The following is a 13,461-nucleotide window of genomic DNA, read 5'->3' as shown; positions in this document are numbered from 1 at the left end:
CAGCCATGTCCGGATCAACCTATACCGGTAGCCCGACCAGTTTCCAGGCCCGTTTCAGAAACAGCACTTCCAGACTGCCGGCGCCGTGCAGCCCGATCGCCACCTCCACCGTTTGCGCGGCCCATTGGGCGAAGGTCGCGACCGGATTGTTGAGGCGCTGCATGGTCTGGTACCAGATCGTGCCGGGCTTCTCCCAGGCCTTGCCGCCCAGATATTGGGCGAACAGGTAGAAGGCGTGGTTGGGCACGCCGGAATTGATGTGCACGCCGCCACTGTCACCGGTCGTGTTGACGAAGAAGTCCATATGATAGGGCTGGGGGTCCTGGCCGAGCAGGGCGTCGGAATAGGCCGTGCCGGGCGCCTTCATGCTTCTGAGCGCCACGCCGCGAATATCGGGGCCGAGTATCCCCTTGCCGACCAGCCAGTCGGTTTCGTGCGCCTCCAGCCCGAGCTTGCGTTGCACGGTCAGCGCCCCGAACACGTCGGCGAAACTTTCGTTCAGCGCCCCCGACTGGCCCTCGTAGAGTAGGCCGCCTGAAAACTGGACGACGCCGTGCGACATCTCGTGACCGATCACCGATAGCTCGGTGAATTTCTGGAAAATCTCGCCGTCGCCATCGCCGTACACCATCTGCTCGCCATTCCAGAAGGCGTTATTGTAGTTGCGGCGGTGGTGTACGGTTTGCACCAGCTTCATGCCGTTGCCGTCGAGTGAATCGCGCGAAAACGCTTCGAAATAGAGGCGATAGACATTGCCGGCGCCGTCATAGGCCTCGTCGACGGCCGCGTCTCCGCTCGCCGGGTCGCCCTCCTTTCGCAGCAGCTTTCCGGGCAGGCCGGCTTTGCCCTCGCCGTCATGGATGGCGCGATCGAGGTTGCTTTGAGTCGCCGCGCGCGACAATGCGGTAGATACGAAACCGCCCATGGCACCGGCTTCTTCCAGCATCGCCCTGCCGGTACGGAACTCGGCCCGCTCGTGGCGGACCTTGCGGGTCTGGTCGAGCAGCGAGCGCGCCATCGCTGCTGTTTTCTTGCTGCCACGGATCGCCAGCACCTCCAGCATATGGGGTGGGACGATACAGGTGATGGGATTGCGTGCGTGGCCGTCGCAAATTGCGCACATGATCGTGCCTCCTTGCTTGGAGCCCCGGTTACAAGCGAAACCGAAATCGACGGCGGCGACTATGAAACCGGTTACAGAGCCGGCTGGACAAGTCCCATGCCCGCCATGCGTGCCGGCGGGAGAGGGCGGAGATTTCCCCGATTGCGGTGCAGGAAATGCGCGGGAAAAGCCATCGAGTGGAGAAAATTTGCCCAAAAATCTGGATCGACGCAAAATTTCGTGGGTTTTCCCCTTGATCCCCGTTTTCCACAGGCCCTCCAATCTTGTTGCTCCGCTATTGCGGGCATAACGTTCGGGCATCTCGGGTGCTTGGACGTCCCGCCTGGACCGCGGGGAAAAACCGAAAGGCAAACCTGAGCCCGTGCTGGCCCGGATGGAACGGCGGGGCGACCCGCCAGACGGTGCGATGCCAGGGTCCCGCGGACCCGCTGAAAGCGGTCTGGAACGCGGAAAGCGGAGCCGATGCTGCCGTGAAGGCCGGTCAAGTCCTTCGACGGCGCGCTTGCAGGTCCTTGGGAACTGCGGGCAGATTTCGGGAAGGGAATGATTCTTCGGGAAGCGCCATTGCCGAAATCGTCCGGTTCAGCGGATCCGATCGGCGCTTGTCCTTCGGACGACGCTTGAGACGATTGCTGATCCGAACAGGGAGGCACTGGGAGCGATCCCAGTGCTTTCCTTGTTTATGGGCCGGGTTGCCGCGTCTAAGGACCGAAATGTTGTGGGCCACGGAGTGGGCATTGAGTGTCCGCCGAACCTAGCCGTGGCGTCCCGCTTTGGTCCTCTGCCCGCGCGGCGCTCATCCTGTCGTGCGGCACGGCGTTGCCGTTGCGGCGGGCTCGGTGCGCCGGGGCGGGGTGACGGCGGAACCGGAGCGCTTGGAAAGCAGAAAAATCCCGGCGCCGATCAGCAGGGCGGCCGGCACCAGACCCAGCGGCACGGCCTCGCCCAGAACCAGGATCGCCACCGCCGCGCCGCTGATTGCGCCCACCGAGCCGATCTGGCTGAGATAGACCGGGCCGGCAACCTTCTGCAGCATGAAATAAAGCAGATACATCGCCGAAAAGGTCGCGATCTGGGCGGCGAGCGCGCCGAGCACGGCCGTCGTCGCCGGCAGCGACAGAGGGATCGTGGCGGCCAGACTTGCAAGGCCAAGCAGCAAGGCCGCGCCCAAAAGCATGCCCGGCGCCAATGACAGCGAACCAGCGCCCTGCGGCCAGCGCATGGTGCGGTAAATGTTGCCGGCGGCGATGATGACGGGCGCGATCAGCGTCGCCGCGATCCAGACCGGCGAGCTGTCGCCGCTCATCGTCTTGGCGGCGGCCAGGATCACGACGCCGACCAGCGCGAGCAGGATACCCACGCCGCGGACCTTGCGGAAGTGTTCCAGGCCGAACGCGATCGCCATTGCATAGGTGTAGAGTGGCGGAAAGGCGAAGGAAATCGCGGCGAATCCAGCGCCGACATGCGGCACGGCGGAAAAGATCAGGAAATTCGGCAGTGCAAGGCTCAGCAGGCCCGACACCAGGAAATATTCGCCGGTGCGGCGGTCGGCGCGCGGCAGCCGGCCGCTTGCTGCGGCCGCCGCCATCAGCACCGCGCCCGACCCCGCCACCGACCAGAACAGGAAGGAGAAAGGCGCCGCGCCGGCCGCGGTGGCGAACTTGACCAGATTGGTCGTCAGGCCGATGAACAGGCCGACGACGACGAGCAGGCCGAAGGCGAGCAGCGGGCCTGAGCGGGGGGCGGAGGGATCGGGCATGGCTTGGCTTCCAGAGGCAATAGGGACGATTGACATATATCTTGTCATCAAGATACATTTCGTCAAGATAAATTGGGAGAAAAAGATTGGATCGCGTCACTCTCGCCATCGCGCAATGGCAGCGCGAACGTCCAGATCTCGATATTTTGCCGATGGCGGTTCTCGGCCGGATCGCGGTGGCAGCCCGCGCGGTCGCGCGCGACCATCTCGACCCGCTATTCGCCCGGTTCGGGCTGCAGGCGGGCGATTTCGACGTGCTGGCGACCCTGCGTCGCGCGGGCGCGCCTTACGCGCTCAGCCCGACCGAGCTTTACACCGCCACCATGGTCACCTCCGGCACGATGACCAGCCGGCTCGACCGACTGGAAGGCAAGGGTTTGATCGCCCGCGCGCCCGACCCGCGCGACCGCCGCGCGCTGCGGGCGGGCCTGACCGAAAAGGGCAGGGCGCTGATCGATGAAGCGGTGAGCGCCCATGTCGAGAACGAGGCCAGGGTCGTTGCGGCCCTCAGCCGCGCCGAGCAGGAACAACTCGACGCACTGCTCGCGAAGCTGCTCGCCGGACTTCCGGAAGCTGAACCAGGCTAGCCCGGCGGGTTTGCGCCTAAAAGCGTACGTTCAGCCGTTCCAGCCCGCGGAAATGGTAGATGTCGCGATAGCGCGGCGTCTCGGCCAACCGGAGGCCGGGCAGCCGGTCGAACAGCACCTTGAGGCCGACCTGCAGCTCGAGCCGGGCGAGCGGCGCGCCGATGCAGAAATGGATGCCGGCCCCGAAGGTAACGTTCTTCTGGTCGGCGCGCGCCGGGTCGAAGCGGCGCGGCGCCGAAAAGGCGGCAGGGTCGCAATTGGCCGCCCCCAGCAGCAGGCCGATGCGCTCGCCCGGGTTCACCGTGATGCCGGGCTTAATCTCGACCGTCTCGTAGGCATAGCGGGTAAACATATGCAGCGGTGCGTCGATCCGCAGGCATTCCTCGACCGTGGCCGCTGTTGCCTCCGGCGTTTCGAAAAACCGGCGCGGATCGCCGCCCTCGGCCAGCAGCGTGCGCACCGCGTTGCCGGTCTGGTGCACGGTCGCCTCGTGGCCGGCGTTCAACAGCAGGATCACCGACGAGATCAGTTCGTCCTCGTCGAGCTGCTCGCCGTCATCGCTGGCTTCGATCAACAGGCTCAGGAGGTCGTCGCCCGGCGCCTCACGCCGCTCCCGGACATAACCGCGCAGGAAGGCGGCGAAGTCGCGTGCCGCGCGGTTGGCGTCGTGCTCGGTCTCACGGTCCTGGGTCAGCGTGTACATCGCCACCATCCGGTTCGACCACGCAACCAGCCGGTCGCCCATCTCGACCGGTACGCCCAGCATCTCCGCGATCACCGTGACCGGGATCGGGGTCGCGAAGGCGGGCAGCAGGTCGGCCTCGCCTTTGTCCACGAAACGGTCGATCAGTGCGTGCGCGAGCGCCTCGACACGCGGGCGCAGACGCTCGACCTGGCGCGAGACGAAGGCCCGGTTGACCAGTTTTCTCAACCGCGTGTGGGCGGGCGGCTCCAGTTCAAGCAGTGAGCGTGCCTCCACCGCATCGAAATCGGCGAGATGGGCGCGGTCGGGGCCGACGATCGCCGGCGGCCCCCAGCGGTTTTCGCGCCCGAACCGCCGGTCGCGCAACAGCCGGTTGACGGTATCAAAGCCGGCAAAACACCAGAATCCGTAATCCTGCCAGTAAAAAGCCGGCATGTGGGCGTGCAGCCAGCCATAAGCCTGGTAGGGATCCTGGACGAAGGCGGGAGCGCGTGGGGAAAGCGACAGCCGGCGCTGGGTCCGGTCGGCGCCGGCGACAAGGGCGGTCTCGATGCTCATCCCCGGTCCATAGCGCAGCTTGGCCATTCGGCGCCATGTTTGCGTTGTGGTCCAGGAGCCGGGCATCGCCCGGCAATCGGCCTCTGGTGGCCCGCCTAGGGGGCGATCGTCGCGGCCATCGTCGGCCATGTCTTCAAGAACGCATCGCGGGCCCGGATACCGGGCGAGCCGGCCTGGCGCGTCTCGTCCTGGGCCAGGCGGGCAAAGACCAGCCGCCGCTCGCCGCGATCCGCCCAGCCGACGAACCACCCGAAACCGCGTGCCCGGTCCAAACTGCCGTCCGCCTTGCGCGGATAGGCGCCGCCGGTCTTGCCCGAAACGCGCCAGCCGTCGCCGGTTTGGGTCGTCGCCACGATCCGCATTGTTTTGTCCATCGCTGCCTGGCCGACGGGCAGGCGCCCGGTAACCAGCTTGCGCAGGAACGCCACCTGCTCCAGCGGCGAGATCGTAAGCGAAGAGCTGATCCAGGCCCGCTCGAGCCCGTTATTCTTGCCCGGATCGCCGGAAAAATCGGCATTGCCGTAGCCGAAGGCGCGCGCATAACGCCTCAGCGTATCCTGGCCGAGCGCGCGCGTGATGCGTTGCGAATACCAGACGACCGAATATTTCAGCCAGCGTGTCGGTTCCGTCGGCTGCCGCCAGTTCTTGCCGCCCCAATCGACCTCTCCCTCGCGGTAGGCAAGCACCGGCGCGTGTGTGTCGGTCAGGAAGCCGGCATCGAACCCCATCACGGCGAGCGCGACCTTGAAGGTCGAGGCCGGCGTTGCGCGCAGATCGCACGTGCCCTCCTCGAGCAGGCGCGCGCCGGTGTCGGCATCGGCGATCACCGTGCACAGCGTCCCGGCCGATGCCGTGGCCGGCGCCAGGGCCGCCAGTAAAGATAGCCAAATCAAACCTGACCGGATCATCAAGGTCCCCTGTGTTTCGGTCGAGCATAGACAGGGCGTGCGTTAACAGAAGGTGAAGCCGGCGGCTATGGCTTTCGCCGGTACGGGTTTGCGGTTATCAGCGTCAAGATCGCCGGGCGTTCGCCGGCTGGCCTACGGGCATCGTGGTCGGTGCAACGGTCGCGCCCATTCTGGGAGGCATTGATGCGCGTCATCGTCGTCGGCGCCGGCATTGCCGGCCTGTGCACCGCCTGGGCGCTGGTCGCGCGCGGCCATGCGGTCACCCTGCTCGAACAGGGGCCGATTCCCAATCCGCTCGCCGCCTCCGGCGACCATCACCGCATTATCCGCCGCGCCTATGGCTCGGCCAGCGGCTACGGCCACGCCATCACCGAGGCCTATGATGCCTGGGACGCGCTATGGTCCGATCTCGGCCGCAGTCATCTCGATCCGCGCGGTTTCCTGTGCGTGTCGCGCGAGAAAGGCGACGAGGCGGAGGATTTTCTCGATGGGCTGAAGGCCGGCGGCTACCCGTTCGAGCTCTTCCAGCCGGACGAGGCGGCCGCGCGCTGGCCGTTCCTCGACGCAGGTGCGATCCGGTACGCCTATGCCTCGCCCGAGGGCGGGGCGCTGCACTGCCGGCGCATCGCCGCCGACCTGCTGCGTTGGTTCCGCCAGAAGGGCGCCACCGTGCGCGAGCACTGCCGTGTCGTTGCCGTAGAGGAAGACGAGGGCCGGGTACGGCTGGCGAGCGGCGAGACGCTCGCGGCGGAGAGGGTGGTCGTGTGCGCCGGCGCCTGGGTGACGAAGCTTTTTCCCGACCTCGCCGGTTCCCTGACCGTCTATCGTACCGCGGTCGTCTATCTCGATCCGCCCGCCGAACTGGCCGCGGCGTGGGCGGCCGCCCCTGTCGTGCTGGATGTCGGCGGCGCTACCGACGGCTACATCATCCCGCCCTCCGGCGATGGCGGGCTGAAATTCGGCTCCGGCCTGCACCGCTTCGCCTCGCCCGACGCCGATGCAAGGCGAATGCCCGAGGCCGGCGAAGGCGAGGCGATCCGCGACCTGTTTGCGCCGCCGCTGGCGCGCGTCGCCGACTACCTTGTCTCCTCGGTCGTCAGCTGCGCCTACACCTTCACCGATGACGAGGCCTTCTTTGCGACAGAACGCGGCCGCTGCCTGGTGGTGTCGGCCTGTTCCGGCCATGGCTATAAATTCGGCGCCTATGTCGGCCGCCGCGTGGCCGACCACGTCGAGCGGTCTGATTTTGCCCGCCTGCGTGCCGCGTTGCGGGCGGAACTGGCGTAAACCATTCCGCCTGTTTCGCGGGCACTCGGCGCTCCCGGCCTTGCGAAAGCGGGACCACGCCCCTTATCTAGCGCAGATTGACCGTTGCCGAATCAAGCCACCGGCGCAAACCAGCTTCCGGAAGGGGGATACCTGATGAAAGACCCAGTCGAGACCGCGATGAACCTCGTTCCGATGGTCGTGGAACAGACCAATCGCGGCGAACGGGCCTATGACATTTTCTCGCGGCTCCTGAAGGAACGCATCATCTTCATCACCGGCCCGATCGAGGATGGCATGGCCACACTCGTCTGCGCCCAGCTTCTGTTTTTGGAGGCGGAAAACCCCAAGAAGGAAATCTCGCTCTACATCAACTCGCCCGGCGGAGTGGTGACGTCGGGCATGGCCATCTACGACACGATGGAGTTTATCAAGCCGGCGGTGTCTACGCTGTGCATCGGCCAGGCCGCCTCAATGGGCTCGCTGCTTCTGTGCGCGGGCCACAAGGACATGCGCTTCGTCACGCCCAACGCCCGCATCATGGTGCATCAGCCCTCCGGCGGCTTCCAGGGCCAGGCATCTGACATCGAGCGACACGCCCAAGATATCATCAAGCTTAAGCGCCGTCTCAACGAGGTCTATGTCAAGCACACCGGCCAGGATTACGAGACGATCGAAAAGACCCTCGACCGCGACCATTTCATGACCGCGGACGAGGCGCTCGATTTCGGCCTCATCGACAAGGTGATCGCAAGCCGCTCTGCGATCGAGACCGAGGCCAAGGACAAGCCCGGAAGCTGAAGCGGCAAGGCGCGCGCTCCGGCGCGCGCCTGACGCAATTTTGAAACATTCTGCGGCAATTCTGTCACATTCGGGTGTTCCCTCCCGTGGGAGGAGCCCCTACGTTAAGCCTATGTTGAGTTTCGGGGGAATACCCTCGGGCGGGGTTTGGCGAGTTGTTGCCGCTTCGCACAAAGTGTGTTTCGTAGTCGAACGGGGTATCGGGTGAGTTCGGCGTATCCTCCCGATTTCCAAAAGACACATCATCCTCGCCGGCCACTCGCCGGGAAGGACCGAAAAGGACTGAAGGCATGAGCAAGGTCAGCAGCAGCGGTGGCGGCGGCGATTCCAAGAACACGCTCTATTGCTCGTTTTGCGGCAAAAGCCAGCACGAGGTTCGCAAGCTGATCGCCGGCCCGACCGTATTCATCTGCGATGAATGCGTTGAACTGTGCATGGACATCATCCGCGAGGAGAACAAGACCTCGATGGTGAAGTCGCGCGAGGGCGTGCCGACCCCGCAGGAGATCATCGAGGTTCTGGACGATTACGTGATCGGCCAGGCCTACGCCAAGCGCGTGCTGTCGGTTGCCGTGCATAATCACTACAAGCGCTTGGCCCATGCCTCCAAGAGCAACGATGTCGAGCTCTCCAAATCGAACATCCTTTTGATCGGACCGACAGGCTGTGGCAAGACGCTGCTGGCCCAGACCCTTGCGCGTATCATCGACGTGCCCTTCACCATGGCCGACGCCACCACGCTGACGGAAGCGGGTTATGTCGGCGAGGATGTCGAAAACATCATACTCAAGCTCTTGCAGTCGGCCGACTACAATGTCGAGCGGGCCCAGCGCGGCATCGTCTATATCGACGAGATCGACAAGATTTCGCGCAAGTCCGACAATCCCTCGATCACCCGCGACGTGTCGGGCGAGGGCGTTCAGCAGGCGCTGTTGAAGATCATGGAGGGCACCGTCGCCGCTGTGCCGCCGCAGGGCGGCAGGAAGCATCCGCAGCAGGAATTCCTTCAGGTCGACACCGCCAACATCCTGTTCATTTGCGGCGGCGCCTTTGCCGGGCTCGACAAGATCATCTCCGATCGCGGCCGCAAGACCTCGATCGGCTTTGGCGCGGAAGTGGCTTCGCCGGAGGATCGCCGCTCCGGCGAACTGTTCCGTATGGTCGAGCCGGAAGACCTGCTGCGCTTCGGCCTCATTCCAGAATTCGTCGGCCGTCTGCCGGTTCTGGCGACGCTGGAGGATCTCGACGAGGAGGCGCTGGTCCAGATTCTCAGCGAACCGAAAAACGCGCTGGTCAAGCAGTATCAGCGCCTGTTCGAGATGGAAACCGTCGAGCTGACCTTCCACGAATCGGCGCTGTCGGCGATCGCCCGCAAGGCGATCGAGCGCAAGACCGGCGCGCGCGGCCTGCGCTCGATCATGGAATCGATCCTTCTCGACACGATGTTCGAATTGCCGGCGCTGGAAGGCGTCCAGGAAGTCGTGATCTCGGAGGATGTGGTGACCGGCAAGGCCCGGCCGCTCTACATCTACGCTGAGCCGAAGAAGGAAAAGGCCAACGCCAGCGCCTGACCGGCTCTCTCGGATGGCGGCGGCGCGTGCCGTTGCGCCGTCCGGCCCGCGGCTCGAAGTCTTTGACGGCGCGACCTCGCCGTGAAGCGCTCCGGCCTTTCCGTGTTTCTGTAGAGTTTGCGTTTGTCGTGGTGTCGGCCTTGCCGATGGCCAGCCGCCCTTGATCTTTGCCCGCGCGGCCTCCAACTAAGTCGGGACAAGGCGGCGTCTTATCCAACCGTGCTTAGGCCTCGCATGGTGCGATGCGGAGATAGGCGGAACGGGTCGGCGCCGTTACAATGGGATTCGCGGTTGGCTTTCGGGTGGCCGCTGAATGAAAGGCAAGAACATGACCACAGCCCCAGCGTCCACCGGCTCTGCCACCGGCGGTGTTTACGCCGTCCTTCCCCTACGCGACATCGTCGTGTTCCCGCACATGATTGTGCCGCTTTTTGTCGGACGCGAGAAATCCATCAAGGCGCTCGAGGACGTGATGGGTGCGGACAAGCAGATATTGCTTGCCACCCAGATGAACGCGGCCGATGACGACCCCGCACCCGACGCGATCTACGATGTCGGCACGCTGGCCAACGTTCTCCAGCTCCTCAAATTGCCCGACGGTACCGTGAAGGTGTTGGTCGAAGGCGCCTCGCGCGCGCGCATCACCGAGTTCACCGGCCGTGACGATTTCCATGAGGTTCGCGCCGAAATGCTGGCCGAGCCCGAGGAGGAGGAGGTCGAGATCGAAGCGCTGGCGCGCTCGGTGGTCGCCGACTTCGAAAACTACGTCAAGCTGAACAAGAAGATCTCGCCCGAGGTCGTCGGTGCCGCTAGCCAGATCGAGGACTATTCCAAGCTCGCCGACACGATCGCCTCGCATCTGGCGATCAAAATCCCCGAAAAGCAGGAAATGCTGGCGACGCTTGCGGTACGCGAGCGCCTGGAAAAGGCAATGGGCTTCATGGAGGCCGAGATTTCGGTGCTCCAGGTCGAAAAGCGCATCCGCAGCCGCGTCAAGCGCCAAATGGAAAAGACGCAGCGCGAATATTACCTCAACGAGCAGATGAAGGCGATCCAGAAGGAGCTCGGCGAGGGCGAGGACGGCCGCGACGAGATGGCCGAGCTCGAGGAGCGTATCAAGAAGACCAAGCTGTCGAAAGAAGCGCGCGAGAAGGCCGGTGCGGAGCTCAAGAAGCTGCGCGCCATGTCGCCGATGTCGGCCGAAGCGACGGTGGTGAGAAACTATCTCGACTGGCTGCTGTCGATCCCGTGGGGCAAGAACTCGCGTGTCAAGCAAGACCTGCATTTCGCCCAGGAGGTGCTCGACACCGACCATTACGGGCTCGACAAGGTCAAGGAGAGGATCGTCGAGTATCTCGCCGTGCAAAGTCGCCAGAAGAAGCTGAAGGGCCCGATCCTGTGCCTTGTCGGTCCGCCCGGCGTCGGCAAGACCTCGCTTGGCAAGTCGATCGCCAAGGCGACCGGGCGCGAGTTCATCCGCATGGCGCTCGGTGGCGTGCGCGACGAGGCCGAAATCCGCGGCCATCGCCGTACCTATATCGGCTCGATGCCCGGCAAGGTCATCCAGTCGATGAAGAAGGCGAAAAAGTCCAATCCGCTCTTCCTGCTCGACGAGATCGACAAGATGGGCATGGATTTCCGCGGCGATCCGTCCTCAGCGTTGCTGGAGGTGCTGGACCCGGAACAGAACTCGACCTTCATGGATCACTATCTGGAGGTTGAGTACGACCTGTCCAGCGTCATGTTCGTGACCACGGCCAACACGCTCAACATCCCGCCGGCCCTGATGGACCGGATGGAGATCATCCGCATCGCGGGCTACACGGAGGACGAGAAGGTCGAGATCGCCAAGCGCCACCTGATGCCCAAGGCGGTACGCGACCACGCGTTGCAGCCGAAGGAATTTTCGGTCGACGACGAGGCGATCCGCCTGACGATCCGCACCTATACGCGGGAAGCCGGGGTGCGTAATCTCGAACGCGAACTGATGAAGCTCGCCCGCAAGGCCGTGACCGAGATACTCAAGACCGACACCAAGTCGGTCGCGATCACCACGGACAATCTGGCCGATTATCTGGGTGTGCCGCGCTACCGGTTCGGTCAGGCCGAAGGCGAGGATCAGATCGGTGTCGTCACCGGGCTGGCCTGGACCGAGGTTGGCGGCGAATTGCTGACGATCGAGGGCGTCATGATGCCGGGCAAGGGCAAGATGACGGTGACCGGCAATCTGCGCGACGTCATGAAGGAATCGATCTCGGCCGCCGCGTCCTATGTGCGCTCGCGCGCGGTCGATTTCGGCATCGAGCCGCCGACCTTCGACAAGCGGGATATCCACGTTCACGTGCCGGAGGGCGCTACGCCCAAGGACGGTCCGTCGGCCGGTGTCGCCATGGTCACGGCGATCGTGTCGGTGCTGACCGGGATCCCGGTTCGCAAGGAAGTCGCCATGACCGGCGAAATCACCTTGCGCGGCCACGTGCTGCCGATCGGCGGGCTTAAGGAGAAGCTCCTGGCGGCGCTGCGCGGCGGCATCAAGAAGGTGCTGATCCCGGAGGAAAATGCCAAGGATCTGGCCGAAATCCCCGACAACGTCAAAAGCGGTCTGGAGATCATTCCGGTCGCCCGCGTCGGTGAAGTGCTCGAGCATGCGCTCATGAAGATGCCGGAGCCGATCGAATGGACCGAGCCGGCCGAGCCCGCGGAGGCGGCCAAGGCGAAGGCCGGCGATGCGGGCGCGCAAAATCTCGCGCATTAGCCTTCGCCGCTGACGCGACGGCAAAGAGTGAAAAGCCGGGCCCGTTTGCCCGGCTTTTCGTTGGAAAACGGTCGAAAAACCGCGCAAATGCGGTCTTTTGCTGATTTGCTGCTTGGTCAGGACCACACTTGTCACTAGAGTTCGGGCGCGGCGGGTTGAGTCGCCATAAATGCGGTTTTTGAACGAATGAGGATTTCATGAACAAGAACGAACTCGTATCGGCCGTGGCCGAGGCGGCGAACATCTCCAAGGGAGATGCCCAGTCGGCCGTTGAAGCCGTGTTCTCGGTGATCACCGGCGAACTGAAAAAGGGCGGCGATGTCCGTCTGATCGGCTTCGGCAATTTCGAAGTGTCCCGGCGCGAGGCGTCCACCGGACGTAATCCGCAGACCGGCCAGCCGGTTCAGATTCCGGCCCGCAATGTCCCGAAATTCTCGGCCGGCAAAGGCCTCAAGGACGCCGTCAACAGTTAGGCTTTCGCGACACGGCGTCCGCCGGAAAGCCCGCCGAGCAGCGGATGCCGGGAGCGGGGTGGAGCCTGGTGGCTTCTCGTCGGTTTTGTCGGGGGACGAATGAGTGAAGCCGGGCATGTCCCGGCTTCTTTCATTGATGGCTTCGGTAAGCTTACGGCTGCGCCCGGGCTTGCGTTGCGGCGGGCACGTCGACCGCGCGCCAGCTCCCGTCTGTCGCCGCTTCCAGGAGCGGCGTATGAAAGGCACCGCGCACCCGCTCGCCGAGGCCGGCATCGAGGGTCCGAAGCCCAGCCTGCCAGCGCGTGGTCTGCAGCATGGCGTAGGCAAGCACGACCGGCGAGATTCCGGCCTTGCCGAGCAGCCTGACGACCGCCGCGGTCGAGCGGCCGGTCGAGATTGCGTCGTCGACGATCGCGACCCGCTTGTTGTGCAGGAGCGGCAGCATGCGCGGGTCGAGATAAAGCGTTCGCTCGTGCCAGGGGCTGGTGATCGAAGCAAGCGGTTCCGACAGCGCGTCGTCGTACCAAAATTTCCGCGACGTCCCGAGCGCGACCATGCGGGTGTGACCGAGGCCGCGCGCCACCGCATGGGCGAGCGGCAGGCCGAGGGTCGGTACGCCGACGACGATATCGGGGCCGAACGGCCGCACGGCGGCAATCATGTGGCCGGCGAGCGCTTCCTCGACGGCGAAACTCGCCTGATTGACGATCAGCGACGCGACGCCGAACCCGCCGTCGCCGGGCAGGGCGCGGATCGGCAGCGCGATCTGGCGCCCGTCTGCAAGCACCGCCGGATAAAGTTCGCTGTGGCGCGTCTGCGCCCCGCAGGCGAAAAAGCCCGGCGGATAGAGTTCCTGCCAGAATTCATGCGGTTTCAGTGGCAAAGACGTTCTTTCTGTTGCAAAAATGAGGCCTCGAAACAAGGTTTTGCGCGGCGCGTCTGGGCTGGTTCCCGGTG

General features: G+C 64.5%; 11 protein-coding genes. 6 read left to right on the top strand and 5 right to left on the bottom strand.

All coding sequences use genetic code 11. From position 1 onward, the window contains the following. Window positions 1-19 precede the first annotated feature (19 nt). Window positions 20-1,123 carry a M4 family metallopeptidase gene (locus GN330_RS18280; protein ID WP_156714146.1) on the bottom strand — a complete coding sequence of 368 codons (1,104 nt, stop codon included), beginning with the start codon at window positions 1,121-1,123 and terminating at the stop codon, window positions 20-22. Window positions 1,124-1,919: 796 nt separating this feature from the next. Then, window positions 1,920-2,882, bottom strand: coding sequence for a DMT family transporter (locus GN330_RS18275; RefSeq protein WP_197435232.1), 963 nt, complete (start codon window positions 2,880-2,882; stop codon window positions 1,920-1,922). An 86-nt stretch (window positions 2,883-2,968) separates the two neighbouring features. Here GN330_RS18275 and GN330_RS18270 point away from each other — a divergent pair, with 86 nt between their 5' ends. Further along, window positions 2,969-3,469 (top strand): MarR family winged helix-turn-helix transcriptional regulator, encoded by a 501-nt coding sequence (locus tag GN330_RS18270; RefSeq protein ID WP_156714144.1) that lies wholly within the window; start codon window positions 2,969-2,971, stop codon window positions 3,467-3,469. 16 nt (window positions 3,470-3,485) lie between these two features. Here GN330_RS18270 and GN330_RS18265 read toward each other — a convergent pair whose 3' ends face one another. Together GN330_RS18265 and blaOXA are read right to left on the bottom strand one after the other, a co-directional pair. After that, complete coding sequence (locus tag GN330_RS18265; protein ID WP_156714143.1) at window positions 3,486-4,730, bottom strand: cytochrome P450; 1,245 nt, start codon at window positions 4,728-4,730, stop codon at window positions 3,486-3,488. A 95-nt stretch (window positions 4,731-4,825) separates the two neighbouring features. Then, window positions 4,826-5,638 (bottom strand): class D beta-lactamase, encoded by an 813-nt coding sequence (gene blaOXA / locus GN330_RS18260; protein ID WP_156714142.1) that lies wholly within the window; start codon window positions 5,636-5,638, stop codon window positions 4,826-4,828. A gap of 183 nt (window positions 5,639-5,821) precedes the next feature. On the opposite strand from blaOXA, the gene GN330_RS18255 reads away from it, so the two are divergent. The 5 genes from GN330_RS18255 (at window position 5,822) to GN330_RS18235 (ending at window position 12,504) form a co-directional block, all read left to right on the top strand. Beyond that, a complete protein-coding gene (locus GN330_RS18255) occupies window positions 5,822-6,925 on the top strand; it encodes an NAD(P)/FAD-dependent oxidoreductase (protein ID WP_156714141.1) in 1,104 nt (367 codons plus the stop codon). A gap of 135 nt (window positions 6,926-7,060) precedes the next feature. Next, complete coding sequence (locus tag GN330_RS18250; RefSeq protein ID WP_156714140.1) at window positions 7,061-7,705, top strand: ATP-dependent Clp protease proteolytic subunit; 645 nt, start codon at window positions 7,061-7,063, stop codon at window positions 7,703-7,705. Between the two features lie 290 nt (window positions 7,706-7,995). Beyond that, window positions 7,996-9,276: an ATP-dependent Clp protease ATP-binding subunit ClpX gene (gene clpX / locus GN330_RS18245; protein WP_156714139.1), complete on the top strand. Its 1,281-nt coding sequence runs from the start codon at window positions 7,996-7,998 to the stop codon at window positions 9,274-9,276. Between the two features lie 328 nt (window positions 9,277-9,604). Then, window positions 9,605-12,031: an endopeptidase La gene (gene lon / locus GN330_RS18240; RefSeq protein ID WP_156714138.1), complete on the top strand. Its 2,427-nt coding sequence runs from the start codon at window positions 9,605-9,607 to the stop codon at window positions 12,029-12,031. 197 nt (window positions 12,032-12,228) lie between these two features. Further along, entirely contained in the window at window positions 12,229-12,504 is a 276-nt protein-coding gene (locus GN330_RS18235) for an HU family DNA-binding protein (protein ID WP_156714137.1), read from the top strand. Window positions 12,505-12,655: 151 nt separating this feature from the next. On the opposite strand, the gene GN330_RS18230 is transcribed toward GN330_RS18235, so the two are convergent. Continuing rightward, window positions 12,656-13,387, bottom strand: a complete 732-nt coding sequence (locus tag GN330_RS18230; RefSeq protein WP_156714136.1) for a phosphoribosyltransferase — start codon at window positions 13,385-13,387, stop codon at window positions 12,656-12,658. Window positions 13,388-13,461 lie beyond the last annotated feature (74 nt).

It is taken from the genome of Nitratireductor arenosus (genome assembly GCF_009742725.1).
Classification (GTDB): Bacteria; Pseudomonadota; Alphaproteobacteria; order Rhizobiales; family Rhizobiaceae; genus Mangrovimarina; species Mangrovimarina arenosa.
The sequence above is the reverse complement of the archived record's forward strand: the minus strand, read 5'-3'. Positions and strand labels throughout refer to the sequence as shown.

Coding starts and splice junctions, on each gene's coding strand:
- GN330_RS18280 (WP_156714146.1), bottom strand. CDS start 1,123: ATGTGCGCAATTTGCGACGGCCACGCACGCAATCCCATCACCTGTATC.
- GN330_RS18275 (WP_197435232.1), bottom strand. CDS start 2,882: ATGCCCGATCCCTCCGCCCCCCGCTCAGGCCCGCTGCTCGCCTTCGGC.
- GN330_RS18265 (WP_156714143.1), bottom strand. CDS start 4,730: ATGAGCATCGAGACCGCCCTTGTCGCCGGCGCCGACCGGACCCAGCGC.
- blaOXA (WP_156714142.1), bottom strand. CDS start 5,638: ATGATCCGGTCAGGTTTGATTTGGCTATCTTTACTGGCGGCCCTGGCG.
- GN330_RS18255 (WP_156714141.1), top strand. CDS start 5,822: ATGCGCGTCATCGTCGTCGGCGCCGGCATTGCCGGCCTGTGCACCGCC.
- GN330_RS18250 (WP_156714140.1), top strand. CDS start 7,061: ATGAAAGACCCAGTCGAGACCGCGATGAACCTCGTTCCGATGGTCGTG.
- clpX (WP_156714139.1), top strand. CDS start 7,996: ATGAGCAAGGTCAGCAGCAGCGGTGGCGGCGGCGATTCCAAGAACACG.
- lon (WP_156714138.1), top strand. CDS start 9,605: ATGACCACAGCCCCAGCGTCCACCGGCTCTGCCACCGGCGGTGTTTAC.
- GN330_RS18235 (WP_156714137.1), top strand. CDS start 12,229: ATGAACAAGAACGAACTCGTATCGGCCGTGGCCGAGGCGGCGAACATC.